The sequence below is a fragment of the Zhongshania antarctica genome, assembly GCF_014202945.1.
Classification (GTDB): Bacteria; Pseudomonadota; Gammaproteobacteria; order Pseudomonadales; family Spongiibacteraceae; genus Spongiibacter; species Spongiibacter antarcticus.
Genome location: NZ_JACHHW010000001.1, coordinates 530122 through 556632 on the forward strand (window position 1 = coordinate 530122; position 26511 = coordinate 556632).

23 protein-coding genes are annotated in these 26511 nt (G+C 49.8%); 11 read left to right on the forward strand and 12 right to left on the reverse strand.

Annotation, left to right across the window (positions count from 1 at the left end):
* Position 1: 1 nt before the first annotated feature.
* The 4 genes from HNQ57_RS02400 to HNQ57_RS02415 are packed head-to-tail and all read right to left on the reverse strand — an operon-like array spanning position 2 to position 4452.
* Positions 2 to 2140: an FAD-dependent oxidoreductase gene (locus HNQ57_RS02400; RefSeq protein ID WP_184461013.1), complete on the reverse strand. Its 2139-nt coding sequence runs from the start codon at positions 2138 to 2140 to the stop codon at positions 2 to 4.
* Positions 2133 to 3173, reverse strand: a complete 1041-nt coding sequence (locus HNQ57_RS02405; protein WP_184461014.1) for a Rieske 2Fe-2S domain-containing protein — start codon at positions 3171 to 3173, stop codon at positions 2133 to 2135. Before HNQ57_RS02405 ends, HNQ57_RS02400 begins: the two co-directional genes overlap by 8 nt.
* A complete protein-coding gene (locus tag HNQ57_RS02410; RefSeq protein ID WP_184461015.1) occupies positions 3173 to 3928 on the reverse strand; it encodes an SDR family NAD(P)-dependent oxidoreductase in 756 nt (251 codons plus the stop codon). Before HNQ57_RS02410 ends, HNQ57_RS02405 begins: the two co-directional genes overlap by 1 nt.
* Before the next feature lie 5 nt (positions 3929 to 3933).
* Positions 3934 to 4452 carry a hypothetical protein gene (locus tag HNQ57_RS02415; RefSeq protein ID WP_184461016.1) on the reverse strand — a complete coding sequence of 173 codons (519 nt, stop codon included), beginning with the start codon at positions 4450 to 4452 and terminating at the stop codon, positions 3934 to 3936.
* A gap of 138 nt (positions 4453 to 4590) precedes the next feature.
* Here HNQ57_RS02415 and HNQ57_RS02420 point away from each other — a divergent pair, with 138 nt between their 5' ends.
* From HNQ57_RS02420 to HNQ57_RS18135, 4 genes are all read left to right on the forward strand, one after another.
* Positions 4591 to 5700 (forward strand): AraC family transcriptional regulator, encoded by a 1110-nt coding sequence (locus HNQ57_RS02420; protein ID WP_184461017.1) that lies wholly within the window; start codon positions 4591 to 4593, stop codon positions 5698 to 5700.
* A 528-nt stretch (positions 5701 to 6228) separates the two neighbouring features.
* Entirely contained in the window at positions 6229 to 6561 is a 333-nt protein-coding gene (locus HNQ57_RS02425; protein WP_221301538.1) for a GreA/GreB family elongation factor, read from the forward strand.
* Positions 6562 to 6670: 109 nt separating this feature from the next.
* Positions 6671 to 8020, forward strand: a complete 1350-nt coding sequence (gene gdhA / locus HNQ57_RS02430) for an NADP-specific glutamate dehydrogenase (RefSeq protein ID WP_184461019.1) — start codon at positions 6671 to 6673, stop codon at positions 8018 to 8020.
* 288 nt (positions 8021 to 8308) lie between these two features.
* Complete coding sequence (locus tag HNQ57_RS18135; protein WP_184461020.1) at positions 8309 to 8707, forward strand: GreA/GreB family elongation factor; 399 nt, start codon at positions 8309 to 8311, stop codon at positions 8705 to 8707.
* 305 nt (positions 8708 to 9012) lie between these two features.
* Here HNQ57_RS18135 and HNQ57_RS02440 read toward each other — a convergent pair whose 3' ends face one another.
* From HNQ57_RS02440 to HNQ57_RS02450, 3 genes are all read right to left on the reverse strand, one after another.
* Complete coding sequence (locus HNQ57_RS02440; protein WP_184461021.1) at positions 9013 to 11526, reverse strand: TonB-dependent receptor; 2514 nt, start codon at positions 11524 to 11526, stop codon at positions 9013 to 9015.
* Positions 11527 to 11713: 187 nt separating this feature from the next.
* Positions 11714 to 12802: a Rieske 2Fe-2S domain-containing protein gene (locus tag HNQ57_RS02445; protein WP_184461022.1), complete on the reverse strand. Its 1089-nt coding sequence runs from the start codon at positions 12800 to 12802 to the stop codon at positions 11714 to 11716.
* A gap of 9 nt (positions 12803 to 12811) precedes the next feature.
* Positions 12812 to 13573, reverse strand: coding sequence for an SDR family oxidoreductase (locus tag HNQ57_RS02450; protein ID WP_184461023.1), 762 nt, complete (start codon positions 13571 to 13573; stop codon positions 12812 to 12814).
* Positions 13574 to 13931: 358 nt separating this feature from the next.
* Here HNQ57_RS02450 and HNQ57_RS02455 point away from each other — a divergent pair, with 358 nt between their 5' ends.
* On the forward strand, positions 13932 to 14801 hold the full coding sequence (locus HNQ57_RS02455) for a TIGR03619 family F420-dependent LLM class oxidoreductase (protein WP_184461024.1): 870 nt from the start codon (positions 13932 to 13934) through the stop codon (positions 14799 to 14801).
* 69 nt (positions 14802 to 14870) lie between these two features.
* On the forward strand, positions 14871 to 15626 hold the full coding sequence (locus tag HNQ57_RS02460) for an SDR family NAD(P)-dependent oxidoreductase (RefSeq protein ID WP_184461025.1): 756 nt from the start codon (positions 14871 to 14873) through the stop codon (positions 15624 to 15626).
* Positions 15627 to 15720: 94 nt separating this feature from the next.
* Here the strand turns inward: HNQ57_RS02460 and HNQ57_RS02465 are convergent, their stop codons facing one another.
* Entirely contained in the window at positions 15721 to 15972 is a 252-nt protein-coding gene (locus HNQ57_RS02465; protein WP_184461026.1) for a hypothetical protein, read from the reverse strand.
* Entirely contained in the window at positions 15965 to 16366 is a 402-nt protein-coding gene (locus HNQ57_RS02470) for a GreA/GreB family elongation factor (RefSeq protein ID WP_184461027.1), read from the reverse strand. Before HNQ57_RS02470 ends, HNQ57_RS02465 begins: the two co-directional genes overlap by 8 nt.
* 444 nt (positions 16367 to 16810) lie before the next feature.
* Between HNQ57_RS02470 and HNQ57_RS02475 the strand changes: the two genes are divergently transcribed.
* Positions 16811 to 17572: an SDR family NAD(P)-dependent oxidoreductase gene (locus HNQ57_RS02475; protein WP_184461028.1), complete on the forward strand. Its 762-nt coding sequence runs from the start codon at positions 16811 to 16813 to the stop codon at positions 17570 to 17572.
* Positions 17573 to 17607: 35 nt separating this feature from the next.
* On the opposite strand, the gene HNQ57_RS02480 is transcribed toward HNQ57_RS02475, so the two are convergent.
* On the reverse strand, positions 17608 to 18261 hold the full coding sequence (locus tag HNQ57_RS02480; RefSeq protein WP_143829363.1) for a TetR/AcrR family transcriptional regulator: 654 nt from the start codon (positions 18259 to 18261) through the stop codon (positions 17608 to 17610).
* Positions 18262 to 18420: 159 nt separating this feature from the next.
* Between HNQ57_RS02480 and HNQ57_RS02485 the strand changes: the two genes are divergently transcribed.
* The 4 genes from HNQ57_RS02485 to HNQ57_RS02500 are packed head-to-tail and all read left to right on the forward strand — an operon-like array spanning position 18421 to position 24010.
* Positions 18421 to 19626, forward strand: coding sequence for an NADH:flavin oxidoreductase (locus tag HNQ57_RS02485; protein ID WP_184461029.1), 1206 nt, complete (start codon positions 18421 to 18423; stop codon positions 19624 to 19626).
* Positions 19623 to 20570, forward strand: a complete 948-nt coding sequence (locus tag HNQ57_RS02490; RefSeq protein ID WP_184461030.1) for an NAD-dependent epimerase/dehydratase family protein — start codon at positions 19623 to 19625, stop codon at positions 20568 to 20570. The genes HNQ57_RS02485 and HNQ57_RS02490 overlap by 4 nt, the downstream gene beginning before the upstream one ends.
* Positions 20571 to 20598: 28 nt before the next feature.
* The gene (locus HNQ57_RS02495; protein ID WP_184461031.1) at positions 20599 to 23181 is read left to right on the forward strand and encodes a TonB-dependent receptor; all 2583 of its coding nucleotides are present in this window, start codon (positions 20599 to 20601) and stop codon (positions 23179 to 23181) included.
* Position 23182: 1 nt separating this feature from the next.
* The gene (locus HNQ57_RS02500; protein WP_184461032.1) at positions 23183 to 24010 is read left to right on the forward strand and encodes an SDR family NAD(P)-dependent oxidoreductase; all 828 of its coding nucleotides are present in this window, start codon (positions 23183 to 23185) and stop codon (positions 24008 to 24010) included.
* A gap of 120 nt (positions 24011 to 24130) precedes the next feature.
* Here the strand turns inward: HNQ57_RS02500 and HNQ57_RS02505 are convergent, their stop codons facing one another.
* Both HNQ57_RS02505 and HNQ57_RS02510 read right to left on the reverse strand, forming a co-directional pair.
* Positions 24131 to 24940 (reverse strand): lipase family alpha/beta hydrolase, encoded by an 810-nt coding sequence (locus HNQ57_RS02505; protein ID WP_184461033.1) that lies wholly within the window; start codon positions 24938 to 24940, stop codon positions 24131 to 24133.
* Positions 24927 to 26444: a wax ester/triacylglycerol synthase family O-acyltransferase gene (locus HNQ57_RS02510; RefSeq protein ID WP_184461034.1), complete on the reverse strand. Its 1518-nt coding sequence runs from the start codon at positions 26442 to 26444 to the stop codon at positions 24927 to 24929. Before HNQ57_RS02510 ends, HNQ57_RS02505 begins: the two co-directional genes overlap by 14 nt.
* Between the last annotated feature and the right edge of the window lie 67 nt (positions 26445 to 26511).

The window sequence follows — 26511 nt, forward strand, 5'->3', positions numbered from 1 at the left end:
ATCAGAGCCTAACCGCGAGTTCACGGGCGGTGCGCATAGCGCCATCGATGTAGCTAATGTCGGCACTGTCACCAATATTATGTGCTTCGATATTAATTGCCGATAGCTGACTCAATATCGACGTGTCTGGCTCTGCACCTAGCGCAATAATCACATTATCGACATCAAGCTCACCATGGTTTTCACCCTGCGTATAGCAGACCGAACCGGCGGTTATCTCGCTCACACTTGCCCCCCGGCGCAGATCCACACCGTGAGATTTCAAGTCGTGGAGCACACGCCAGCGGCGCACAACACTCAGTTCGCTACCCAAGTCGCGGCCCGCCTCGAGCACCGTCACCTGACGGCCACGTTCAGCGAGTAACTCAGCGACTTCTAAGCCCACTAGGCCGCCGCCGATAATGCATACTTTTTTGCCCAAGGGCATATACACATGACTAAGCTTTCTGAGCACGTCGATATTGCGGCTCAGCCCCAGCATATGAGATAGACGCAGCATCACGCGGTGATACCAGGTTAATTTACCCTGCGCGCGGCCCGCGAATAACATATCTCGGAGCTGTTCGCCGTCCAGTACATGGGGCAAATCTTTACCGGCAATAAGCGGCGCACTGCGCTTCGCGCCGGTAGCCAATACCACGGCATCGACGCCCGCCGCTTTTATACTCTCAATGCTTGCCATTTTATTTAGCGATACCGCAATCGGCAGTTCAGCAATGGCATTCTTAAGGTATGTCAGTAAATGGCTATTGGGCTCATAGGCCAACGCAGCAACCCGCAGGGTACCGCCGAGCACTGAGTCCCCCTCCCAAAGTTGTACTTGATGGCCACGCAAGGCGAGAACACGGGCCGCCTCCATTCCTCCCGGACCGCCGCCAACAACCAGAATTCGCCGCGGGGTGTCCGCTGGAATAATCTGCCCTAAGGTATTTTCATGACCAACAGCGGGGTTCACGGCGCAGCGCAATGGCTGATTTATAAAGATTTGGCTAACGCAGATATAGCAGTAAATACAGGGGCGGACATCGCTCTGGCGACCATCCCGCAACTTGTTGGGCAACTCTGGATCCGCTAATAATTTCCGCCCCATGGCCAAGAAGTCAAAGTCGCCTGCGGCGATATGGCGCTCGGCAACGTCGGGCTCAATACGACCAACCGCAATGACGGGAATACCTATCGCCGCTTTAACCGCTTTGGCAAAACCAATATAGCCGCCGGGCTCGTGCACCAATGGCCCCTCGGTAAAGCCGATAGCGCTGTTGTTTGAGTAGGCACTGACATTGATGGCATGACAACCCGCAGCCTCAAGCATTTTGGAAACGGCAACTGCATCGGCGATGGTTATACCACCTTCCGTACGATATTCATGGGCGTCTATGCGCACCATAATCGGAAACTCATCGCCTACGGCAGCCTTAATTGCAGCAACCACTTCGAGTAATAAACGGGCGCGATTTTCCAAGCTGCCGCCGTAATTATCATCTCGACGGTTGGCGTAAGGCGAAAGATATGACGACAGTAAGTAGCCATGCCCAGCGTGAATCTCTACGCCATCAAAGCCCGCATCAGCAACCAAACGCGCCGCAGAGGCAAAGCAGCCAACCACCCAGTCGATATCCTGCTGATCCATTTCCTTATAGCGCGGGCCTTTGCCATCTGGCCCGGCGGAGCGCACGAAATTCGCCATTTCCGCCATGGTGAGGCCTTCACCCATATCATTGGCCGCGGGTTTGGGGCGCGAGGGAACAAGTATCTCCCTTCCTTCAGCGACATCGAAGGCAGACACCTTGCCGCTGTGATTTAGCTGCGCGGCGATGCGGCAATCATGTTTCTGCACACGCTGAGCCAGTTCGCTAAGACCTGGCAAAAACTCATCTTTAGATAAGCCCAGCATTTTCGGCATCGACATACCAAAAGGCCATGCGACCGAACTGGTTTCCAGCACAATCATGCCGACGCCACCCGCCGCGCGCGCCTCGTAGTAGGCCATAGCGCGCTCGCAAATACTGCCGTCGTCGAGAATAAACTCGGTGCCCATTGCCGCCAATACGGTGCGATTACGCAGCTCCATCTGGCCAATAGCGGCCCCAGACATCAACTTAGGGTGATGGCACTCACGAAGCTCCTTTGCCTTAATCATCGCGGCTACCCGCAATGAGGAACTGACCATACCAGCGGCGAAACTTCGCAAACGGGCCGTCGCCATCGCACAGTAATGGCTTTTCTAAATACACTTTATGCGCCCAAATGATTTTGTCTTCTTCCATTTGCTGACAAATATCATCGACGATAGCCTGGGCGACACGCCCCATGGTTTTACCGCCGCCGTCGCGCTGGATAAAAGCGTAATGGGCGCGAGAATGATGGGCATCAATGGGTGTTATATTGGCCATGAGCACGGTGTCGCAAATACCACTAAAACGCACAACGGACAAACCAGGCCCAGTGCTACTATTTTCTATACGTCCTTGAATGGTGCCCTTGGGCGTCACCATCTCAGACTCAAATAAACCGTGGCGTAGAAAGCCATCAAACTCGCTGCAGGTGGGCTCTGGAATTTCTGGCGTGCCGTGCACAAAGCAAAAATGCGCAGCGTCCACGGCATTTTCGCCAATTTCTTGCATATGGGTATCGATATCCCACTGCTGAATTTTGAGCTCGCCCCAGTCACCATTATCCGACGCCGCCTCCGGAATCGCCGGTGGCTCAAAAAGTGGCTCGATATTCTCAGGGTGGTACCACACGTAGATACACTGATTCAGCTCGCGAACATGCCAGCTGGGAATCAGCTTTTCGCAGCGCGCCACCCGCGGCGGCAAATTTTTAGCATAGGGGATGCCCGTGCATTCGCCCTCGCCGTTAAACTGCCAGCCGTGGAAGGGACACACAATACTCTCGCCAACTACGCGAGAGCCGCCGCCAGCGTTGTCGCGTATGCCATAGCCTAGGTGTGCCCCCATATGTGCGCAGTGGGCATCCAGCACTTTGGCAAGGCCGGACTCGGTTCTGAAAATCACTAATTCCCGATCGAAATAGAATAGCGGCAGAGACGTGCCAACGGTTAATTCATGGGAATACAAAACCTGAAACCAACCAAAGGGCATCGGCAAATTAACTCGCTGTGCTTGGCGAGTATGAGACCTTGCTATGGTGTCGTTTGTCTTATTCATCATTATCCCCGCACCGCGCCGCCGCCATCTACCGACAGTAATTGACCGGTGATAAACGACGCTCGCTCAGACAGTAAAAAGGCAACCGCATGAGCGATTTCCGATGGTTCACCCAGACGCTGCATGGGCGCAACTTTGCGTAGCTGCTCTTCCATTTTTGGCTGTTCTTGAAAGTATTTTTCTAAACCCGGCGTGCGAATGACGCCCGGTGACACCGCATTGATTCGAATGCCTTTGCTGGCATACTCGGTAGACGCGCTCTTGGTCAGAATATTAACCCCGCCCTTGGCTGTCGCGTAAGCGGTATTAAAGGCCTGCCCACGCAGCGAGGCATTTGACGAGATATTCACAATGCTGCCGCCGCCGGAGGCCAGCATTGCCTCGATCTCGTACTTCATACATAACCAGGTATTCGTAAGACACAACTCCAGCGTTTGATCAAAAACCTCACGAGTGAATTGATGTATTGGGCCACTACCACGGCTCACCGCCGCATTATTGCAGGCAATATCCAAGCGGCCATAGCGCTCAACCACAGCCGCAACCATCGCGCTAACCTGCTCCTCATTACTGACATCACAGGCGATAAAAAAAGCCTCTATACCGCTTCTATTTAGCTCAGAAACGCAGGCTTCGCCAGCTTCCCGATTAAAATCGACTACCGCAACACTTGCCCCCTCTGCGCCCAACTGTTGGCAAATTGCACGACCAATACCTGCGGCGCCACCGGTAACTAATGCAACTTTATCTTTTAACATCTGATTCACAACTCCTCTGCGCTTATTACCGACTGCTTGCGCAACGGGTAAAGCGCCATGTAAACAATGGGCATAACAACCAAGCCCGCTAACAAACCAGTAAACAATGATTTACTCAGCACATATTGAATACGGCTAAGCCCGTCGACATCCAGAGCAAGAAACATCATAAACAGTACGGGTAGGGAAATTACGCCGGCGTAAATCGCCAGCATCAGGGCTTTTAGCGCGTTACGACGAATCGCAATATGAGAAAATAGTTTTAAAAAGATGAGTGGCGGCTCGGCGCCAACACGCACTTTTTTCAAAGCGTGTTTCTGCTGTAAGGGCAGTACGATTAAGCTAAGCACAAATACCAGTATTACCGCCGTTGCGATAAAATCTGCCAACACACCATTACCACCCAAAATAGGCAGACGATCCCGGCCCGCGCTCAGGTACCACGCAAACCCGCCATTGATGACAGCATTGCTCAAGCCACTGACGAAGGATTCCCTTAACAAATAGCTGCGCATTGACTGCATCGACCCTACTCCTTATGCGTAATTGACATTGTTATTGCTGTAACGTCATATTAGGCCAAACTGTAATTCGCTAAAGCACATAATCTTTCATAAGCGTCAACATTTAGCGTCACGCATAGTAGTTCTAAGAGAGAAAGTATGACGGACATCAATAGATTACATGACATACCGGTGAAGAAATTCCAACGATTATTGGATTACCTTGAGCATGTCGGCATTGATTCTAAGAATATCGCCAAACAAGCAGGCCTTGATGCCAAAAAGCTATTATCAGCATCGGAGAATCGCACGTTGCCGGGCTACAAGTACTCCGCACTTTACGAATATGCGGCGGAAGCCATGCAGGAAATGGATGTTGCTGTTCCCTGGGGAGCGGGAATAGGAAGCGATGTATTTCGTTTTATGTGCTACAGCATTATTAATTGCCAAAATTTAGAGGAGGCGTTGAACCGCGCCGCTCGCTACCAAAAAATGCTCTACCCCATCACCGGTTACAAGATTACTATTAACACCACCTCAGACATCACCGAGCTGCGCTACGAATTTAATAGCGACTTCGCGAATAAGCAATTTACCCCAAAATCTTGGGACCGCAATGAACATTCCGACGCCGTCGCGAAAGCCTCTGGTCTTCGGGTATGGTTTGCTTTTATCGGCTGGCTAACCGCAAGAGAACTGCAACTAACGGGCCTGACTATATCGGCCCCACCCGTGTCCGATGCTTACACCACGAGCATGGGTACGCTGCTAGGAATTACCCCGGAATTTAATGCTGAACACACGGCACTATTTTTCAATAGCAGTACTTTACGCGCCAGAACAGTACATACGCCGACATCACTTGAGGCATTTCTACAACACGCGGTTTATTCTCTTATCACCCAAGACTCACGGCCTGCTAGTACGAGTGCAGCAATACGCTCCTTACTTGCTAATAGCGGCACAGGAAGCTTACCGAGCTTTGAGGCAATGGCCGAGGACCTACACATGTCGCCCTCCAGCTTGCGGCGTAGACTACATAGCGAAGACACAAGCTATCAAGAGCTAAAAGACCAATACCGTTGCGATATTGCAATGCGCCAACTGCGCAACCCAATGCTCAAAATACATGAAATCGGCGAGCAATTAGGCTTTTTAGAATCTAGCTCGTTTATTCGCTCCTTCCGAAATTGGGCAGGCCTAACACCAAAGCAGTTTCGCGATCAGTTAGATGACATTGATCAAGCTAAGCCCACAATCAGCGACTGAGGGTAATATAGAGAGCCACAAAAAGGGTAGATCCGCAAATGATTCCCAGCACGCCCTTTTACCAAAACAAACACGATTTAAGTGTTAATTTATCTTAATAAAATTGACTTTCTTTGCCTCCATACCGAAGTATGAAATACAGCAAGCCCGGCCTCATACTGAATATACTTTGCGAAAAGGGCATTCTCGCCCTTATAAATTTATCCACGTTTTAAAAATCAGACCGCCCCATATTGGCTTGACAAAAAATAAATCGATGGGATACTTGCTTACTATGAGCAAAAAAATTCACCCAAGTTCTCCTCTCTTTCAGGCTATTCTGCCTGTGGTCTTTTGTGCCCGACATGTTATTGGCGCTTGAGCTAAAAAAGCCTTAAGCGCCTAAATTTTTTACCAGACAATATTCCAGCCACCGCAAGCTAATTAGCTCGTGGAGGTTTTTTGCTGCGGGTGAGATATATGATTTTAGATAATACCGACGACATCCTCGTAAAAAGAAGTGACTACAAGAGAATTGTGCAGTTGATAATGAGCTCTTCTCTTGACGTGCGCGACAGCTTGGAAAATGAAATGGCACGGGCCCTCGTGTACAACGATGATGAATACCCTAAAGATGCAGTGTGCATAGGCTCTGTGGTTGAATTTACGGATCTAACGACCAAAGAAGAAGGCCGAATTACCATTGTTCTGCCTAGCGAAGCGGATGTTAAAGAGATGAAGGTGTCGGTACTTTCGCCCCTAGGCGCAGCCTTAATTGGGCTTAAAAAAGGTAAAACCATACATTGGCTTATGCCCGGCGCTATTTTCACCGAAATAAAAGTAAACAACGTTCTGCACCCGGAAGCGGAACTCGACCAATAAAACCAAAATGGCTGCTAAAACGCGTCTATATGGGGCTAGGTCCTAATAATGCAGCGGCCGATATACACTTTCTTTTAACGCATCCATTTTATATGCAAGGCATTGATCTATGAAACCACCGCTAGATGAAAAGCTGCAGGGCATCCTCCAAGAAGTGCTGTACCGAAATCCAGGAGAAGCCGAGTTTCATCAGGCCGTGCGTGAAGTCTTAGAAACCTTAGGTCCAGTGCTGGCGAAATATCCGGAGTTTGCGGATAAAAAAATTATTCAACGAATTTGTGAGCCTGAGCGTCAAATTATATTTCGCGTACCCTGGCGCGACGACAAAGGCGAGATCCATATAAATCGCGCATTCCGCGTAGAATTTAATAGTGCGCTAGGGCCATTTAAAGGCGGCATGCGTTTTCACCCATCGGTGTATCTCGGCATTATTAAGTTTCTCGGCTTCGAACAAATTTTCAAAAACGCCTTGACGGGCCTACCGATAGGCGGCGGGAAAGGTGGTAGCGACTTTAATCCCAAAGGCCGATCGGACAGCGAAATAGAAAGCTTTTGTCAAAGCCTAATGCTTGAACTATATCGTCATATAGGAGAGTACACCGATGTTCCCGCTGGCGATATTGGCGTCGGCAGTCGCGAAATAGGCTACCTATTTGGGCAGTACAAGCGGATCACCAATCGCTATGAATCGGGGGTAATAACAGGCAAAGGTCTTGGCTGGGGAGGAAGTCGAGCACGAAAGGAGGCCACCGGCTATGGGGTGGTGCTATTTGCTCAAGAAATGCTTAAATTCCAGCGGCAATCCCTAGATGGCATGAAAGTTGTCGTGTCGGGATCTGGCAATGTTGCCATTTACGCTATGGAGAAGGCCCAGGAGCTAGGCGCGATTGTCGTAGCCTGCTCAGATTCAAGTGGCTATATTTATGATGAAAACGGAATTGATATCGGAACAGTAAAGCGTATAAAGGAGTTTGAACGTCGACGAATCGCTACTTATTTAGAATCCCACTCATCTGCACGCTATGTTGAGGGCTCCTCAATTTGGTCGGTGCCATGTGACGTGGCTTTGCCTTGTGCAACCCAGAACGAACTAACTGCGAGAGATGCAAAGACCTTAGTTGAGAACAACTGCAAGATAGTCGCTGAAGGCGCAAACATGCCAACAACACCAGAGGGCATTCAACTGTTTCAGTCTGCAGGGGTTTACTTCGCACCTGGCAAGGCCGCGAACGCTGGTGGGGTAGCTACTTCAGCACTTGAGATGCAGCAAAACGCCAGTCGCGATTCTTGGTCGTCCGAATACACCCAAAAACGTCTTCAAGACATTATGGTCGACATACACGCATCGTGTTATGAAACGGCAGCCGAATTTGGTGCCGAAGGTAATTATGTTACCGGCGCAAATATTGCCGGTTTTATTAAAGTAGCCGGCGCGATGACGGCGATGGGTGTCATATAAATAAATTAGATTTTTCGCTACGCATAGCAAGGCTAAACAAGCCATTAAATTATATTAATAACCTTGCTATAAATACAGCAAGAGGTAAACTCTTTAGTTAATATTCAAATAGGACCTTGGTTTTATTATGAAAAAGTTCTCCCTTCCCGATGCGATTCCACCCCAGGCCTTCCTCATTTAACCGGATGTGACACTCAGTCATATCCGGGGAAAATACTTCTAAACCACTATATTTAGAGTACTTTTGGCAGCAACCAAAAGTAGATGTATTGCTATGGGTGATTTTTTGTGAATACTGAATTTTTTGTAGATGTCCGTCAATTTATCTCCTCACTTAAAGATGAATTCGAAAGTATTGTCGCGTTCCGCCCTATTACGCTAAGACCGGTTGAGCTAGCGGGCTTACTGGAAAAATTGCAGGGTATTTATGACCTACCAACAAGAAAAATTAGCGATTGCACGGTATTGCTTGGTTCTAAAGTTGGTTTGATGAGCATGCAAGATTTCACTGAGCTATCCATCTTGGTAACACTTCCGCAACACAGCGATCCTGCGCTGGGAAAAATTAGCGTGCTGTCGCCATTGGGTTCGGCTCTACTCGGTTTAAAAAGGGGCGAAACTGTAAGTTTGTTTTTCGGAAATACAGAGAGCCTATTCTGCGTAATTTCAGTTGACCAAAACCCATAAAGGGGAAGAAGGAGGGCTAGAACCTTGAAGTCTCAAATTTGCCACTATATGCGTGATTAACTCACATCTAAAACTCACTAAAAAGTGGCTTAGTGAAGCTTATTTTATGAACCAATAATAGAAAGGTGATTAAATGAAAAAAGATAAGTTAAAGGTTTCCGACAAAAAACGCCTCTTAAAAGCTTGAAGGAAAAGCGTAGAGAAAAAAAGGAGAAACGAAGTAAAGGCGGAATAGCTATTTCTTAGTGTTCATTAAACGATTAAGGAAATTTTGCCAGCAGCATTATGCTGCTGGCAATTCTAAATTAATAGCGGTAGCGCACGTCCATACCGAAGGTACGCGGAGCGCCATACTGTTCACTAATCAAACCTAAGCCCTGAAAGTTAAGGCCATAAGAAGGATAGTCATCATCGGTGAGATTATTCACCCACAACGACACCATCAAATCGCCGGTAGCAACAGGAATCTTACTTAGGCTGAGGCGCGCGTTAACAACTGTTCGTGCGTCCATTGAGCTATTCGTGTACAAAAATGGTGTATTAGCAACCACCGAGGGCGACAGCGCAACCTGCTCCCAGGTGTCCTGCCAACTGGCATCAGCAAACACATTAAAATCACCAATCGCGGTACTCGCGAAAGTATAGTCCACACTGGCGTTTACCTTATTGCTTGGTGAGTTACCGCGTTTAGCTTCCTTTGTGCCATCGATACACTGGTTATTAGCGCAGGTATCTGGGTACTTTTCAAAATCACCGTTGATGTAGGTATGCGCCAAACTCACTATCATATCTTCAATAGGCGCTACTGATACCTCTAACTCGCTGCCCCAACGATCTGCCTTACCGGCATTAATGGTCGAGGATGTTACACCACCGCCGGAGCTTTCTAACACACTCGTTTGAAGGTCGTCGTACTGGTAAGTGTAGAGGCCAGCATTCACACGCAAGCGATTATTCCACCAGTCTGACTTAACTCCTATTTCCAACTGTTCAATAATTTCTTCATCAAAACTATCATTAAAGACTTCGCCATTAAAGCCACCCGAGCGGTAACCGGTCGCATAGCGAATGAAGCTGTTAATATCGTCACTGATATCGTAAGCCACTGTTACGTTGTAGCTGAAATTGTAAAAATTCTCATCGCGCGATAGGGCTTGCGCAGGCTTATTGCCAAATGGCGTAGCCACCGCACCTAAGTCATAGGCGAGTGCCTTTTCCTCCTCGGTGTAGCGCATCCCTAAGGTCAAGGCTAAACGATCTTCTAATTGAGCAAAGCGGTAAGTACCTTGCCCATAGATGGCCAAGGCCTCGGTTTCCAGTGTATATCGCAGCGCGTCGCGCCCCGCGAGTGGCATTGCGAAGGCAGCACGGCGATCGTAGTTTGCCTCATCTTCAAACCAATACAAGCCTAGGGCGTAATCAAACTGTTGCGTTGCACCGACAACTTGGAACTCTTGCGAGAGCTGCTCATATTCAGAGAGCGTATCTTGTATGCTGTGACCAGCGCCAAGCTGATCTACCGCAGTCCAGAGCGCATCTACACCCGGGAATGAAGCACCGCTGCTGCCACCGTAATACTGGAGTAAAACGGCGTGTAAGCCGTCGTTATACACACCAATACCATTGGCATCTAAGCTACTATCAATATCATCGAGATCGCCAGCAACATAGGTTTCAGTCTCGCGTTGCGCAGTGATTGATTTAAGCGTGACGTCACCCAAGGCGCCACGGTCACCTAGCTGCCACTCAGCCGTTAGCGCGTGCCCGTCGACCTCACTTTGCGTCGTCGGCGTGACCTCAACCCCACCACCACTTGGCCGACCTTCACCGCCAGCCAATATCCGCTCGTAGGCGTCAATCGTTTTCTGAATAGAAGGCAACCAACGGGCGCTGATACGCGGATCAGCCCCCGGCGCCGATGCCAAACCTGTGGCAGATGGTAAAACAGTGTTGCGCAAGAAGTTCAGTCGATCACCGCCAAGCGTCGGCCCTTCGGTAAATCCCACGGTTTTTTGCAGGGTATTCACCTCATCCAGCTCGCTGTGGTCATACACATAATCAAGGGTAAGCGCCTCGCTTGGCTGCCAACGTAATGCGGCACGCCAGGCTTGACGGTCGATGGTGTCAAAGTCTTCGCCACCAGAATAATTCTTATAAAAGCCATCGCGCTCTTTGCTTAAAAAGCTAACGGCCGCATTCAACTTACCTGCACCTTCACCCACTTGGCCAATCGAATCAAAATCAATATTGGTTTTCAGGGTTTGCTGACCGTAATTGCCAATACCCGCCGTTACGTCTACCGCGAATTCGCCCAGCGGCTTTCTAGAAATAATATTCATTGCACCGGCGGTCGCATTACGGCCGTATAAGGTGCCCTGGGGGCCGCGAAGGACCTCAATTCGTTCAATCTGCGCGAGATCCAGAGCGGAGCCAAGCATCTTGCCCACATAAACGCCGTCCAGATACATGCCCACCGCAGGATCAAGCGATATATTCGCAGGGGAGCCACCGGATATACCGCGAATACTAAGACTGGTAATACCCCGCGAGCCAGGTGCTGAATAGCCACCCATGCCAGGCAATGAGGCAAACATATCGTCGGTATTACTAATACCGCGCTTTTCTATGTTGTCACTGGTCATTGCCGTCATTGCAATCGGGGTATCTTGTAAAGATTCAACCCGGCGCTCGGCCGTGACCAGGACCTCCTCTAAAACTTGGGCTGAAGCAAAAGACACAAATAGCGGGGCACTCATCAACGACACCGCCAAGGGCAACGCCGCTAATTTAAAATCACCAGTGGACGAAAATTTCTTCATGCCAGTACTCCAATTTCATTAATATTATATTGTTATCAGATCACGAATCAGGACATTTTTAAAATGCCGTTCTACTGCTTAGTGATACCGTAATCACAGTACTCTGAAGGCACAAATTAGGTAGAACATAATCGTTCACAATAATGCGCATAAGTGGTCAGGTCAGTGCCTGCCAAGTAAGTACACACTACGTATCAGCCAGCACCTGTCTGTGCAGCAGTGACTCTGGAGGCGGCTCGGCCAAACCGACGACGCCATGCACACCATTAACCATTGTGTGCACTGCGATAACAGCCTCGCGAGGCACATAAAATTGGGTATACCACTTGCGCCCAAGAGAAAATGGGCCATCGGTTTTAAGCTGTAAAACCCTAAATGCCGGCTTTTTGTGTTTCCAAATACCAAAATCCGCAGCCAAAGACGCCAGCGCGCCAGCCTGCAGTTCCCGGGCCTGGTCGACATCCGCACTGGTCGGATTCTCCTTACCACTATTGACCATTAAGCCATGCCATAACTTCACGCGGCCATCGTCCACCGGCGTGTTAGCGATCATCTCAACACTCTCTATATCGCCAAAAATCTGGTGCGAAAGCAGGATTCCAGGTCCCTCGTACCATGTCGTCGTGCGCAGCATCGCTTGGTACTCCTGATGCAAACCACCCTGACGCTGAATATAGATATGATCCATAAATTCGTTTTCGAAATATTCACATGGCGCGCCATGGGTCGGCCCTAAATGACGGGCATCGGCCATATTGTCGATGATTTCCTGGGGGTGAACGTCCAGCTCCCCGAGGTGATCCAGCTGCCATTTAATCCAGCTCTTATTCTGCCAATGCGGCAGATTTGGCACGGGAAAATCCGGCCCTTTGCCCTCGGGGTCATGCCACATCCATATACAGCCTAAGCGCTCCTCTACCAAGTAACTTTCCAGTTTGGCAGAACGGGGTTTAGGCCCGTCAAAATAAGGAATATCGTCGCAGCTACCATCCGCAGCAAACCGCCAGCCGTGATAGGGGCAACGAATAGAGTCACCTTCTATTTGCGCTCCTTCACGGGCAATAATCGCGCTGTCGGCGGCGAGGTGACACTGCATATGCGGGCAGTGTGCATCGAGTAAAACCGGCTTGCCGCTCTCCCCTCGGTATAACGCAAAATCCTTGGCAAAATATTTCAGCGCAAGCGGCTTCGCCTGTAATTCACTCGCCTCGGCAATAACAAACCAGCCGCGAGGAAATTGGTGGGACCCAAGCCCATATTCTGTTCCCGTCGCCATTACAGATCCCTATATTGAATGTGGACGATACATGGCGTCATGGCCGCCATCGACATAAAGTAGCGAGCCACTGACAAAACTCGCCTCTGAACACAATAAGAAGCCGATGACATTTGCGATTTCACTCACATTGCCGGCACGCCCCAAAGGAATCGTCGCTAAAAAGTCGAGGATTGCGGCTCTATATTTGGGGTCTTTTTCCGTCGCCTCGGTCATTGCTGTTCGGGTATAACCAGGCGCCACCGCATTCAGTCTCACGCCAGAACGGGCATAATCAGGCGCATTTTTTCGCATCCAAATCGCAACTGCTTGCTTCGATCCACTGTAAGCCGCATGACCAGAGATACTGGCCAAGCTCGATTGCAATTGGTCTTGATCACCAGAAAGCAAGGCCGCGACATAGTTAGGATCCGTCTCTTGCGGTGCCGAATTTGACGACACCAACACCGCCGCGCCACACCGCATAACTAATGCATCTTTCAAACCCTGCAGCAATTCAACCGATCCGAAAAAATTGACCTGCGGGATCATGCCCACATCTGGACTTGCGCTCCCGATACCCGCACAGCAAACCAGACCATCCAAACCGTCGTTGCAAACCGCTAAGCAGGCCTGTAAAGCCGCTCTGCGCCCCTCAGCCGTGGCCAAGTCCGCTACAATATCTGCATTATGGCGATCAAGTTTAATCACCGTTTCGCCATCATCTTCAAGTCGTGAACAGACTGCGGCACCAATACCTGAGGCGGCGCCGGTAACAATAAATTTTCCCATAGCTGTTCTCCCTGTTTAAACACGAATAAAGTGCGCAGCAGGCTGCGAGCCCATTAAATAGTGGCTCCAAAGCCAATATTACAGACCTTAATTACCGATCCATAAACACCTAGTACGCATACATATCCGGCATGGTATCGCCAGTTCACTGTAGTTCAGCCGACAAAAACATCTAATTTCATGCACATTTCAATCACTTCCCCCGCGTGCAAGAGTTCCCAGTAAAAATGGGTAACGGTGCATTTCGTTATCAATTTTGAACGTATTTGTTCTAAGCAAGCTGACGCGGGGTCTTTACTATAAGGGCCTGACTTTAGAGCAAGACAGCCAGCGCGCTGCAGACAACGAGAAATAAAAAATGAAATTTAGCTATAACCCAAGTATGTGCCCACCCGAGCAATATCTAGCCCTAGCGTTAGCGGCAGAAGAGCTGGGCTTCAATAGCATGGCCTTTCCCGACAGTCTCTGCTACCCGGAACACTCATCGGCAAACTACCCCTACAACGGCGACGGTTCGCGGGATTTCTTAAAAGATATGCCCTTTGTTGAACCCTTGGTGACGATTCCATTTTTGGCGGGACAAACAAAACGGCTACGCTTTAACACCTCAGTGTACAAGCTCGCGGTTCGCCAGCCGCTGGTTGTCGCCAAGCAGCTGGCAACACTGGCCGCCCTGTGCGGAGACCGCTTTGATTTTGGCGTTGGCATTAGCCCCTGGCCAGAAGACTTTGAAGGCTGCCATGTGCCTTGGGAAGCGCGTGGAGAGCGTCTTAATGACCAGATTAAAATCATAAGAGGCTTACTAACGGGTGAATTTTTCAGTTACACCGGCAAGCAACTCTCAATAGCAAGCATGCAACTTTGCCCAAGCCCCAAAACACCCATCCCCATTCTTATTGGCGGGCATTCAGACGCGGCATTGAAACGCGCTGCGCGCCTTGGCGACGGTTGGATTGGCGCGGGCGCGAGCACTGAAGAGTACGGGGTCTTGATTAGTAAATTAAATGAATTTCGAAAACAATATCAACGCGACCACCTTCCCTTCGTTATCCACGTTAGTTCCGCCGACGCCTACTCCACCTCTGGCCAGGACGCTCTCGCCAATCTAGGCGTTAACGAATGCCACATCGCCTTCCGCAACGCCTACGATGGCACACCAGACACACTCAGTACGGAGCAAAAAATTGATCAAATGCATAAGTTCGCGACCAAAGTCATAAAGTCTTAGTCACAATATTTACACGCGAAGGCAAATTATTTGATCATAACCTTAGACCTATTTTTAAAGGATATTACAATGAGAAGACTTGAAGGAAAAGTTGCCATCGTTACTGGCGCGGGTCAGGGTGTAGGGCAAGGTATTGCATTTGCACTAGCCGCTGAAGGCGCGAAAGTTGTGGTAACGGGTCGAACCCTAAAAAAGCTGGAATCGAGCTGCGCAGAGATCACCAAGCGTGGTGGCGAAGCCTTAGCAGTTGAGTGCGACATCAAAGATCGGACCGCTTTGGCGTCGCTGGTATCCGCTAGTGTTAAACACTACGGCGGTATTCAGATATTGGTAAACAATGCCCAAGAAGTCCCCTTAGGCAGCCTGCACGAAATAGAGGACGAGGCATTGAGCGCCGGTTTTGAATCCGGGCCAATCGCCACCTTCCGCTTAATGAAGCTGTGTTACCCGCACTTGAAGGGCGATGGCTGTATCATCAATCTCGCCAGTAGTGCCGGAAAGCGCTGGGACATGTCGGGTTATGGCGGCTATGCAGCGACCAAGGAAGCAATTCGTTCGCTGTCGCGAGCGGCCGCCTGCGAGTGGGGCAAAGACGGTATCCGCACGAATGTTATTCTTCCGCACGCCTTATCGCCGGGCCTTGAATGGTGGATAAATGATCGGCCCGAAGAGGCCGCCGCGTATTTAGCGAGCATTCCAATGCAGCGCCTAGGCGATTGCGAAGACGATATCGGCAAATTCGTGGTGAGCTTGTGTTCAGAAGATAGCCGCTATGTAAATGGGCAGAGCATCGCACTGGACGGCGGCCAAGCATTTTTAGGGTAAATAACAATAGGAAAAATGTGTAGAAGCCCGGAATCGAAACCGCCCTCGCCTGCACTTCTACGCCCCTATTCATCTTTTTTAGAACAAATATTTTTTATCGGAATATACCATCACTAAATTTTAGCGGTGCCGTACCACTCGGATCGGGAAGCGCTCGACTAAACCTATCGACAAGGGTCACCAACACATACTCTTCAAAGTGTTCACTAGGGTCGAAGCAGCCGCGATATGTCTCTGTAAATGTGTTCAATACGTCGTCAAGACATACATCGCGTTGACCCGCATCAATACTCGCCAAGCTGTCGATCAACTCCACAGCATTATTCCAGAATGCCAGATTATGCATTGGACAATGCCTTTGGCGCCGCGCGCAATACCTTTTCTATTTTCAGACTCACCGAACAGTTGTTCAGTAGCGGCCAATCAATGATCGCTCCCACCCGCGCACCGATAAGTGCTATCCCCACCGGTGACAGGATAGATATGCGCATTTCCGTGATACTGGACTCCCACGGCATAACGATCGTCACGACACGCTTCGCCCCCGTTTTAACATCCTTGAAATATGTTTTACTGTAAAGCGAAACGACATCAGCGGGCATGAGTGCATCGGGACACACATCGGCTTTCAGTAGTTCAACATCAAGAGCAACGGTTGCCTCTGATCGACTGACTTGAATCAGCCGAGACAATTTTTCGTAGTCAGATTCAGATATAATTAATTCATTTTCAATAGGCATAACAAACCCTCTCCTAGCAAAAAGAAGTGCGTACAAAAATAGAGCTCGAGTATTGACAACACTCGGAGCTAGTTGCTTGTTTCGCAGATTATTTTCGGGCGGTTAAGACAGTACTGCGCTTAACCGCCAATAGAGAGGAAGGCACTAACGGGATAGAGTTCCCGTGCGCCAAAGGAGATTTGCTGAGTAGAGAAAGATCGTTTGTCCATAGGGTGAGATTACTACGTTTAACAGCTTTAGCAAGTAATATTGGTGCAGGTATTTTTTTACCCCCCCTAAATCTTGCCATATTAGTCATCGGCTTAAATTTACATATAAAAAATACAGTGACAACTACGCAGTTAGGATTATATCTAAATACCGAAGCTCGCGTATCTTAGCCGCTAATTATCAAAATCGCTTTATGCCAAAACCCTCAGAACACATCCAGCCAGGAGATTAATCATGCACGTTTTCGCTAAACGGTTTGATCACAAAGTCGCCTTAATCACCGGCGCTGCGTCAGGCATCGGTCGAGCAACCGCACTGCGACTTTCCGCCGAAGGTGCGGTATTGATGCTGGCAGATATTGATGAGGCCGGCTTACAGCAAACTATTGAACTACTTACAAACTCGGAAAGCGCCGCTTTTATCAAGTTGGATGTGAGCAGCTCTGAACAGTGCCGCGCCGCTGTTGCTGCAACCGTAGAGAGGTGGGGCAAGCTTGATGTTCTGTGCAATATCGCGGGGATTGCCGTTGCTAAACACCTGGCGGAGGTAACCGAAGAAGACTGGCTACGCATGATGGGCATCAATTTAAACAGCGTGTTTTTCCTCAGCCAAGCGGCGATGCCACATTTAATTGCGACAAAGGGCAATATCGTTAATATGGCCTCATCCGCTGCCTTGGTTGGCCAAATTTATAACGCCGCGTATTGCGCCAGCAAAGGCGCTGTAGTGATGCTGAGTAAATCACTGGCAGTTGAGTTTGCCGACAGAGGCGTTCGTGTTAACGCGATTTGCCCCGGAGCAGTGAAAACGGCACTAACCGAGAAATTTACCATGCCGGATAACGCGAATATGGATATGTTTATGCGTTTAATGCCCTTGGTGGACATGGCCGAGGCCGACGAAATTGCGGGATCAGTGGCTTATTTGGCATCAGCCGAAGCTCGGTATATAACCGGCACAACATTGGCGATTGATGGCGGGCAGACCGCAAACTGACACTGTTACTGCAGCGGACCAGTGATAAACGGTGTTTATTGCGACTCCACACCGCCGAATAGCGTCAATACCCGCAACATCAGCGGCCGACTATCATAATCCGGGTTTGCGACAAGCATTAGTGCCGCCTCAGAAAAGCAGCCAATTAACATTCGCTGCAGTAGCACGACGTCATTTTCGGACAAGGGCTTGGTTAAACTGCCGCTCTCGTATAAGAGCGACAATTGGTCTTGGAATATTCTGGATACGGCCTGAACAACGCTGGTATCTTCCCAGCGCTCACGACCTAGAATAATCGGCGCATCACGCAATACAATTCGGACAAAATTCGGGCGCTGAGTCATTTCGATCAGCATATCCCAAATTTCGATGAGATCTATTTTTTCAGAACTAAAGGAAAATCCCTCGATCTGCTGGGTGAACTCAAGCTCCATCGCCTCAGTAACCGCCAGAAAAAGTGCCTGTTTATTGCCAAAATAATGATAGATCGGCGTAATGGTAAGCCCTAGATCCTCAGCTATATCTTTGAGAGACGTATCAGCGAAGCCTTTTTCACCAAAAATTCGACAAGCACTTTCCAGCACCATGGCTTGAGTAGCTTCGCGGCGTTCTGCTTGGGTCTGTCGCTTTGGCTTAGCGGCCGCCGCACTGGCACCGAGCTTTTTTGGACTTGCGGCGTTTTTTCCCAAGATAACTTCCACTTCAAATGAACCAGCGCAAAGTATACAGATTGGCTTTTGCACATTCCATATAATTGACTTATATAATATGACTATATAACATGCGATTTTAGTATTGTGCGAGGCCGCCGACGCCACGCCACCAGTAATAATAAGACCAGAGGCTCTATGTCAGACAGCAGCAACACCGCGCTTAGTAATGCGAGCCTGAACGGGCTTAAGCTGAAGAACCGGCTTATTAAGGCCGGTACCTTTGAAAACCGAAGCCCTAACGGTATTCCTAGCCAAAGCCTGATCGATTTCCACACGCAATTCGCGCGTGGCGGTATCGCCATGACAACCATCGGCTATTGCGCGGTCGAAAACGCCGGGCGCCTGAATGCCGACATGCTCACCATGCATGAGGATTTCCGCAGTGAAATAACTCGGCTCGTACAAGAGGTTAAAAAACACGACTGCAAAGTGGCTGGGCAAATGGGCCATTGCGGCGCGTTCTCCAAAAATCACACGCTGAAAGGCCGCCCTAAAGGGCCCAGTGGTGGCGTAAATCTACTGGGTTTTGCCGAGGGTATGTGGTTTTGCGACACCATGACACTGAGTGACATTGACCACATGGTAGAGGCCTATAGAGAGGCTGCAAAATTCATGAAGTCGGTAGGTTTTGACGCTTTAGAAATTCACTTCGGCCATGGCTACGGCCTCTGCCAGTTTCTTAGTCCGCTCACTAATCGTCGTAAAGACAATTATGGCGGCAGTTTAGAAAACCGTCTGCGACTCCCCCTGCGGGTGCTCACGGCGGTTAGGGCCGCGGTCGGCGACGACTTCCCTATTCTCGCGAAGATAACCATGTCAGAGGGGCGCCGAGGTGGTCTTCACTACGACGACTCGCTAGCAATCTGCAAAGCACTTGATGCCGCTGGTATTGACGCCATCATCCCCAGCAACGGCACCAGCACAATGAACCCAATGCTGATGTTTCGCGGTGACAGCATTCTACCCACGCTATTACGCTATGAACGCAATCGAATCATGCGATTCTTACTGCGGCTCATGGGTAAGAAAATGTTCCCAAGCCTGCCCTTCTACAACATGTATCTACTAGAGCACGCCAAACGCATTCGCAATGTGGTGAAGTGCAAGCTTGTCTATATTGGCGGCGCCACGAGCGGCGAAAACTTTAGCGAAATACTGAACGCCGGTTTCGATTTTATCCAATTAGGTCGCACGCTTCTAGCCGACCCCGACCTGCCGCAAAAACTCGCAGCCGAGCCAAGTTTTAAAAGTCGCTGCACCCACTGCAATCTGTGCGTAGGCACAATTGAAAGCCCCCAAGGCATCCACTGCCCTCAATTTACAGATGCCTCAGTACTATGAATCTTCTTATTACCGGCGCCTTTGGTAATCTCGGCCAGATGTGTATTGAAGAGGCCCTAAAGCAGGGCCATCAACTGCGCTGTTTCGATCTGGACAACGCTAAGAACCAAAAATTAAAACGCCGTTACCACAAGCGCTGTGAAGTCATCTTAGGTGATATTTGCGACACGACGCTGCACCCAAAGTTGTTGGAGGGTGTCGACGCCGTCATCCACAACGCCTCACTACTTCCGCCACTATCGGAAAACCAGCCCGAACTGGCTGAAGCGATTAACGTCGTTGCGACCCAAAATCTGATAAAAAGCATGGAGGCCAGCTCGACATCACCACGTCTAATTTTCCCCTCCTCAGTGACCGTATTCGGGAAATCGCTGCCAGGGGAAGCCATCAAAGGTATTTCAGACCGCGTTACAGCAAGCGACAACTACACTCGTCACAAGCTAATAATCGAACAAACATTAGAAGGCTCGCCTCTGTCATGGTTGATTTTGCGAGTAGGCGTTTCTGTAGACGCACGCACGCTGAAAGCTGACCGCGCCACGCTACATGAATTACTTAACATTAATCCCGAATCGCCAATGGAATTCGTACACCCCAAGGACGCCGCGCTGGCAATGTGCAACGCCGCGCAATCAGCGGAAGCTAACCGAAAAGTGCTATTAATTGGTGGTGGTAAGCACTGCCAAATCAATCACTACCGTTTTATAAAAACGGCATTCAGCGCGCTCTCTTTGACCCTGCCCTACAACGACAAGGGCACCGGCATTTACTACACCCACTGGATGGACTCCACGGAAGCGCAGCGCCTTCTGCAGTTTCAACGCCATTCATTTGAAGATTATGAGCAGGAAATGGCGTGCCGCATGCGCCCCGTGCGCATTGGCCTTACGCCATTACGCCCACTATTAAATCGTCTACTGCCCTACGCATTGGCAAAAATATAATTACTCGCAACAATAGGACTGCTGCAATATGAACAACAATAAATTACTGGCACTCTCGTTAGCACTTTCAGCTAGCGCTATTCCCAGCTATGCGCAGGATGACAGTGGCCGTGAAGAAGCAACGTCAAGGCGCCAAATCGAAGAAGTGATCGTCACGGCCCGCAAGCGTTCTGAAAACATTCAAGAGACGCCTGTCGCGGTTACGGCCTTCAGCGGCGATGCACTTCGCGAGCAAGGCATTATGAGCACCCAAGAGCTCAGTAAATCGGTACCGAGCCTGCAAATTAACGACAGCACCTCACCGCAAATATTCATCCGCGGCATTGGCCAACGCGCCCACATGGCCCGTTTCGACCCATCCGTGAGTGTGTATATCGACGGTATTTTTATTCCCCGCCCAGACGGCCAGCTACTGGATACGATCGATATTGAAAGCGTTCAAGTCTTGCGCGGTCCTCAAGGCACGCTGTTTGGCAAAAATAATACTGGCGGTGCATTGGTCTTTAATTTGACCAAGCCCGGCGACACCGTCGGTGGTTTTGTCGAAGGGCTAATGGGTAATTACAATGAACAAAGTGTTCGCGCTGCGGTTGATGTACCGATTTCGGACACCCTGCTAAGCCGAGTCTCTGTAAGCAGCCGCCGCCGAGACGGCTTCCTACAAAACCTAGGCTCAGACAGCAACCAAAGTATCGACCGACTTTCTGCGATTGGCCAAATTCGCTGGGAAGCCGCCGACAATTTGACCGTTGACGGTCTCGCCTTTTACGGTAAAGTTCGCGAGAAATACCCCTCTTACCACTGCGAGCTCATTAACGACGATGCGCTATTTGTAAATGGTCTTGGCGTACTCTGGGCTGGCGATACCGACCCAAGTAACCCCACCGCCTACCGCGACAACTGCGCCGCTAATAATCGTAAAAACCTGCCGGACCTCACCACCAATCAAGGTGACAGTTTCCGCGCCGTCAAAGCGCAGGACATTCTGCTCTTGGGCACGACATTAGAATGGCAGATCAGCGAAAACAACACCCTGAAAACCATTATTGGCTATCGAGATGCCACTAAGTTTGGCCCCCAAAGCGCCGCGGATGAAGGTGGCCCGCAGCCCTTCCTGCGCGCACTCGTACTTGACGATAGTATTCAGGAATCGCTGACCCTAGAATTCCAGCTTAATGGCAGCGCCTTCGACGGCAGCGTTGACTATACCGCCGGTTTTTTCTGGCAAGACGAGTACAAGTCTGAGCGCTTTCTTACCAGTAACCCGCTAGTCGGCGCGGAGTCATCAACCTTGATCGCATTGGCCGGCGGCCAGTCGGGATTAAATCTGCCCAACCTTGGCACCCTAATACCGGGCGGAACAGTACCGTTAATTGCGGGTATACTTCCGTTAGCCACCCTGCAAGATTTCGACATTAACGGCCAAACCTACGCCGCCTTCACCCAAGCGACCTGGCATATCACCGATAATATTGAATGGACGTTGGGTGGGCGCTACACCGAAGAAATTCGTGAATCTGACCTAGTGACGCGTTCAGCCGATCTCGGCGCGATGCTAAGCATCTTGAACAGTATCGACCCGCGCTTCATACCCGTTGTTCCAGACATGGGTGTTGCTGCTTATGCCGGCACCTGGAGCGAGGATCCGATTCAAATCGCAAATGATGCACTTAATAGCTATTTCCCAGGGGAGATAAAGACGCCCCTCGGCGCCCCACAATACGACAGCAGAGACAGCACCTTCCGACAATTTACACCCATGACCTCCGCGGCGTGGATAATGCCTGAACAGTGGTTCGACGACGGTTTGCTAAGTTCAGCAATGGTCTATGGTACCTGGAGCTTTGGCTTTAAATCCGGTTTCCATGAGCCCAGCGGGATAGACGGTTTAACAGAAGTAGCACCAGAGGAATTGGAAAACCGCGAAATTGGCATAAAAATCGATGCCCTAGAACGCTCACTGCGTATGAACATTGCGCTGTACTCTATGAGCTTCACCAATATGCAGTTGATCACCGTCAACGTCGACTCCGCGAACTCCTTGGTTGTTACCTCACAGAATGCCGGTGAGTCAACCATCGATGGCGGCGAACTCGAGGTGTTATGGCTGCCTAGTGAAAATATGATGCTCAGCTTTACCTATAGTAATAATAATTATAAATACGATGAGTTTATGGATAACGACTTGGCGGCCCTTGCACTGCGCGGGGAATTTGTTCCCGTCGACCGCTCTAAAGAAGACTTTGCAGTATCCCCCGAAACCTCGGCATCATTTGGCGCGCAATACACCATCGTTACTGACTATGGCTTATTTACGCCGCGCATCGATGTTAGCTATAAAAGTGAAGTCTATATGGGGCTAGACGCCGGCTCTTGGCAAGTTGCCCAAACCAATCCAGAGTTAATTTATGCAGAAGCTTATAGTCTGGTAGACGCGCGTTTGAGCTGGAATGACCCAATGAGCGATCTGCGCGTATCAGCCTACGTTAAAAACCTAGCTGACAAACGTTACGACATTGGCGCGGTCGGTACTGCTGAATCCCTCGGTACCTTTACCCGCGCTTTAGGCGACCCACGCACCTTTGGTATAGAGCTGCGCAAGGAATTTTAAAATGCCTAATGTTCACGGTAAATATAATGATCAAGTTGCGCTCATCACCGGTGCCTGCGGAGGCCTAGGGTCAGCCTTGGCCTCCGCCCTCGCCACGTCCGGTTGTCATTTGGCACTCGTCGACATCAACGATGAAAAACTCGAATCCCTGACTCAGGAACTAAAGACCTACCCAATTAATGTCAGCATTCATAATTGTGACATAGGCGATTTAGAGGCCGTTCAAAGCTTAGCGACCGAGGTGTCGGCCCACCATGGCAAGCTGAATCTGCTGATTAACAATGCTGGTATTACTCTGCAAAAAAGCGCGGCAAACCACAGCCACGCAGACTGGCAGCGAGTATTCAATGTTAACTGGTGGGGCACGGTAAATTGCTGCAGCGCATTTATGCCGCTACTGAAACAATCCGACAAAGCCCAGATCGTCAATTTATCGAGCATGGCAGCCTACTATGGACTGCCAAGTCAGGCCTCATACAGTTCAAGTAAAGCAGCCGTACTGGCTTACAGTGAATCGCTGCGTGCCGAACTAGCAGTAGACGGCATTGGCGTAACTACAGTCCACCCAGGCGCTATAAAGACTGAGATGATGACGGCGACCCTGCAGGAATCTGACAATATGGATCAAGCTCGGAAGCACTACGCATTGGCTACGCGCTGGGGGGTAGAAGCCGACGTGGTCGCCGATAAGATCTTACGAGCCGCCACCAAAAAGCGAAAGCAACTCAGGGTCGGGCTAGACGCACATATTTTGTACTATGTTGCGCGCACAATGCCAAATATCTTAGGCTCCGTACTGTCAAAAACATTCAAAAAATCAGTATCATAAAGTAAATTCAACACGCTCAAGGAAGAGCGCCCAAAAATGATCCACTTTTAGACATTAGAAAAAACGTCACAAGATAAGTATTTAAAAAATATCATACTCATCATTTTTTAATTAGCCGAGTTAACTCCGCGCTGGATTTACGACTTCCGTTTTATATTGACATAGCGGATACCAGCTCCGCAAAAAACCACTAGGTTTAAATTTCTGCCATTTTTGTTCTTTTTGAGCAAGACGATCTGCCAATAACCACCAAACTGCAGCGTTAAAAGTGAGCCCAGAGTGACTGCCATAGACAGCGACATTCTCGCACTCGGCATGACCATCACGTTGCATGGCATTGCGCCAATGGACGATACCATCACTGCGGGAATACACCGCAGTTGTTGGTACCGGCGGTGCTAGCTGCACCGCCGCACGCTGCACAGGGTCGGCTGCGCCGTTCAGCATCTTAAATAATTTCGCCACGATTTTTCCAGAATCTAAACTTTCCGAAATCGGACTGCCTAGACTGAGTACTAGTCGTACTTTATCCGGATGTTTTTGCGCCAGCAGCCTTGCATACAAGCCGCCCAGACTATGGCCAATTAAACTCACCTTGCGCCCCGTCTCACAGTACTTGGCCAATAAGCGCGCCTCAAGCGCAACTAGCACACCATCCTGCGGCCCTAAATTTCTGCCCAAAGTCCAGCCACTCGCATCGTAACCGATGCTCGTTAAATACTTACATAACGCTTGGTTATAGCGATCACTACCAAGAAACCCTGGAATCAGTATTACGGCATGCTGATCTCCCTTCGGCGCCCGCCTTAGGATTGGGCTGGCCGCGCCTAGCGCGACCAAATCCGCTGCAACCCTCGGAAGTTCAAGTAAGGCTAGAACAGGGTGAGCCGAAGGTCGCTTCTCCTCCGACAACGCCTCACTGCCCCTCATTATGCGCGTCCTTTTCCACCTTTTGTGCAGCGGCGCTTTTCGTTTTTCTTGGTGCTTTAGACTTCGTTAATTTTGGGCTCTGTTTTGTCTCTTGTTTTGCTGCATCTAGCAAAGCAGTCAACGAGTCGCGCAAACATTGCGCGTACATTTCAGGATCAGGCAGCATCTCTCGGCAAGCCGTAAACGCGATTGTAAACTCATCACAATAACTGGATATAGCATGAAACAAGCCCACGCTGTCGATTGCCGGACCAGTTGGGAAGCCAACCAACATCTTTGCGCCACAAAAATAAAGTGGTATTCGCGGCCCGGGCACATTGGTAACGACGCAGTTGTAGAATGGGCTTATTCGGTTTGCCAGACTCAAAGAACTTGATAAGCGAGCAGCCGATGCTGTTAAGGTAGACGGCGTAAATTGCAGATAATCCGTCATGGTCTTGGCGCCAATTGCGTTGGTCAATTCTTTGGCATTGCGCGTACTTTCATTTACGGCAAATAAGCGCTCTTTAGGATCGGCAATATCCGTACGCAACTGCACCGTCATCTGGGAGACTTCATTACCGGCGGCACCCAGCTTATCCGCCGTGCGAATATTAATCGGCGCTAATGCCGCAAGAGAAGATTCTGGCAACTCGTCTTTCGCGAGCAAATACTGGCGCAACGCGCCACCGACAATGGTCAACGCTACATCATTGACCGTCGTCGGTGGAAACGCAGTTTTGATACTCCGAATATCCTCAAAACTGACGCGCAACGCGTCAACGACCCGATGGGGCGACACATTGGTATTAAACCGCGTTCGAGGAATATCATTAACGCGTTTGAGTTTGCCGCTAATTACTCCTTTGGCCGCATTATATAAACTAGGGGCGGCATCTTTTGTGATCCCGACAAAGCGAAATGGCAGCCTTAGCGTGTTCTTTTGCGCTTGCCACAACATTTCGGTTTTCTTCGGTGGCTGCTCAACAAGCGGCTCAGTTTCTGTATCTAGCTTGGTGACAAAATCAGGCGACAGGTCATGTAATACACTGTTAATTTCAACTCCCGAGGCACCGTCTATCGCGGCATGATGCATTTTTGTATAAAGGGCAAAACACCCCTTCGGAAACCCCTCAACATCATCTAAGCCTTCAATGACGTAAGCCTCCCAAAGCGGCCTACGGCGGTCTAAAGGCCGAGCGTGAATACGGGAAATTAAGATGCAGAGCTGACGCCAGTCTCCCGGCTTAGGTAGCGCAATATGGCGAACATGGAACTCTGGATCAAAATCACCGTCGGCTACCCAGTAAGGATGATCAAGACGAAAAGGGACTGTCTTTAAACGGCTGGTCATCGCCGGCACCCGGCGTGCCCGCCGATGCATATGCTCCACTATCTGCTTAAAGCGAACCTTGCCACCAGGTGCAGTGCTAGGGTCGTAAATAGTAAATGCACCGATATGCATTGGTGAATTTGCCGTTTCCAGATAAAGAAAAGAGGCATCAAGGCCTGTTAATTGTCGCACACCTTACTCCTAGACGAGGGTAAATTAATTTGGCTCCGAAACCACCAGTGTTTCAGGCCGCGCTCCA

Bases quoted from the DNA above. Each gene is read 5' to 3' on its own strand.
- HNQ57_RS02400 (WP_184461013.1), bottom strand. From the start codon at position 2,140: ATGATTAAGGCAAAGGAGCTTCGTGAGTGCCATCACCCTAAGTTGATG.
- HNQ57_RS02405 (WP_184461014.1), bottom strand. From the start codon at position 3,173: ATGATGAATAAGACAAACGACACCATAGCAAGGTCTCATACTCGCCAA.
- HNQ57_RS02410 (WP_184461015.1), bottom strand. From the start codon at position 3,928: ATGTTAAAAGATAAAGTTGCATTAGTTACCGGTGGCGCCGCAGGTATT.
- HNQ57_RS02415 (WP_184461016.1), bottom strand. From the start codon at position 4,452: ATGCAGTCAATGCGCAGCTATTTGTTAAGGGAATCCTTCGTCAGTGGC.
- HNQ57_RS02420 (WP_184461017.1), top strand. From the start codon at position 4,591: ATGACGGACATCAATAGATTACATGACATACCGGTGAAGAAATTCCAA.
- HNQ57_RS02425 (WP_221301538.1), top strand. From the start codon at position 6,229: ATGAGCTCTTCTCTTGACGTGCGCGACAGCTTGGAAAATGAAATGGCA.
- gdhA (WP_184461019.1), top strand. From the start codon at position 6,671: ATGAAACCACCGCTAGATGAAAAGCTGCAGGGCATCCTCCAAGAAGTG.
- HNQ57_RS02440 (WP_184461021.1), bottom strand. From the start codon at position 11,526: ATGAAGAAATTTTCGTCCACTGGTGATTTTAAATTAGCGGCGTTGCCC.
- HNQ57_RS02445 (WP_184461022.1), bottom strand. From the start codon at position 12,802: ATGGCGACGGGAACAGAATATGGGCTTGGGTCCCACCAATTTCCTCGC.
- HNQ57_RS02450 (WP_184461023.1), bottom strand. From the start codon at position 13,573: ATGGGAAAATTTATTGTTACCGGCGCCGCCTCAGGTATTGGTGCCGCA.
- HNQ57_RS02455 (WP_184461024.1), top strand. From the start codon at position 13,932: ATGAAATTTAGCTATAACCCAAGTATGTGCCCACCCGAGCAATATCTA.
- HNQ57_RS02460 (WP_184461025.1), top strand. From the start codon at position 14,871: ATGAGAAGACTTGAAGGAAAAGTTGCCATCGTTACTGGCGCGGGTCAG.
- HNQ57_RS02465 (WP_184461026.1), bottom strand. From the start codon at position 15,972: ATGCATAATCTGGCATTCTGGAATAATGCTGTGGAGTTGATCGACAGC.
- HNQ57_RS02470 (WP_184461027.1), bottom strand. From the start codon at position 16,366: ATGCCTATTGAAAATGAATTAATTATATCTGAATCTGACTACGAAAAA.
- HNQ57_RS02475 (WP_184461028.1), top strand. From the start codon at position 16,811: ATGCACGTTTTCGCTAAACGGTTTGATCACAAAGTCGCCTTAATCACC.
- HNQ57_RS02485 (WP_184461029.1), top strand. From the start codon at position 18,421: ATGTCAGACAGCAGCAACACCGCGCTTAGTAATGCGAGCCTGAACGGG.
- HNQ57_RS02490 (WP_184461030.1), top strand. From the start codon at position 19,623: ATGAATCTTCTTATTACCGGCGCCTTTGGTAATCTCGGCCAGATGTGT.
- HNQ57_RS02495 (WP_184461031.1), top strand. From the start codon at position 20,599: ATGAACAACAATAAATTACTGGCACTCTCGTTAGCACTTTCAGCTAGC.
- HNQ57_RS02500 (WP_184461032.1), top strand. From the start codon at position 23,183: ATGCCTAATGTTCACGGTAAATATAATGATCAAGTTGCGCTCATCACC.
- HNQ57_RS02505 (WP_184461033.1), bottom strand. From the start codon at position 24,940: ATGAGGGGCAGTGAGGCGTTGTCGGAGGAGAAGCGACCTTCGGCTCAC.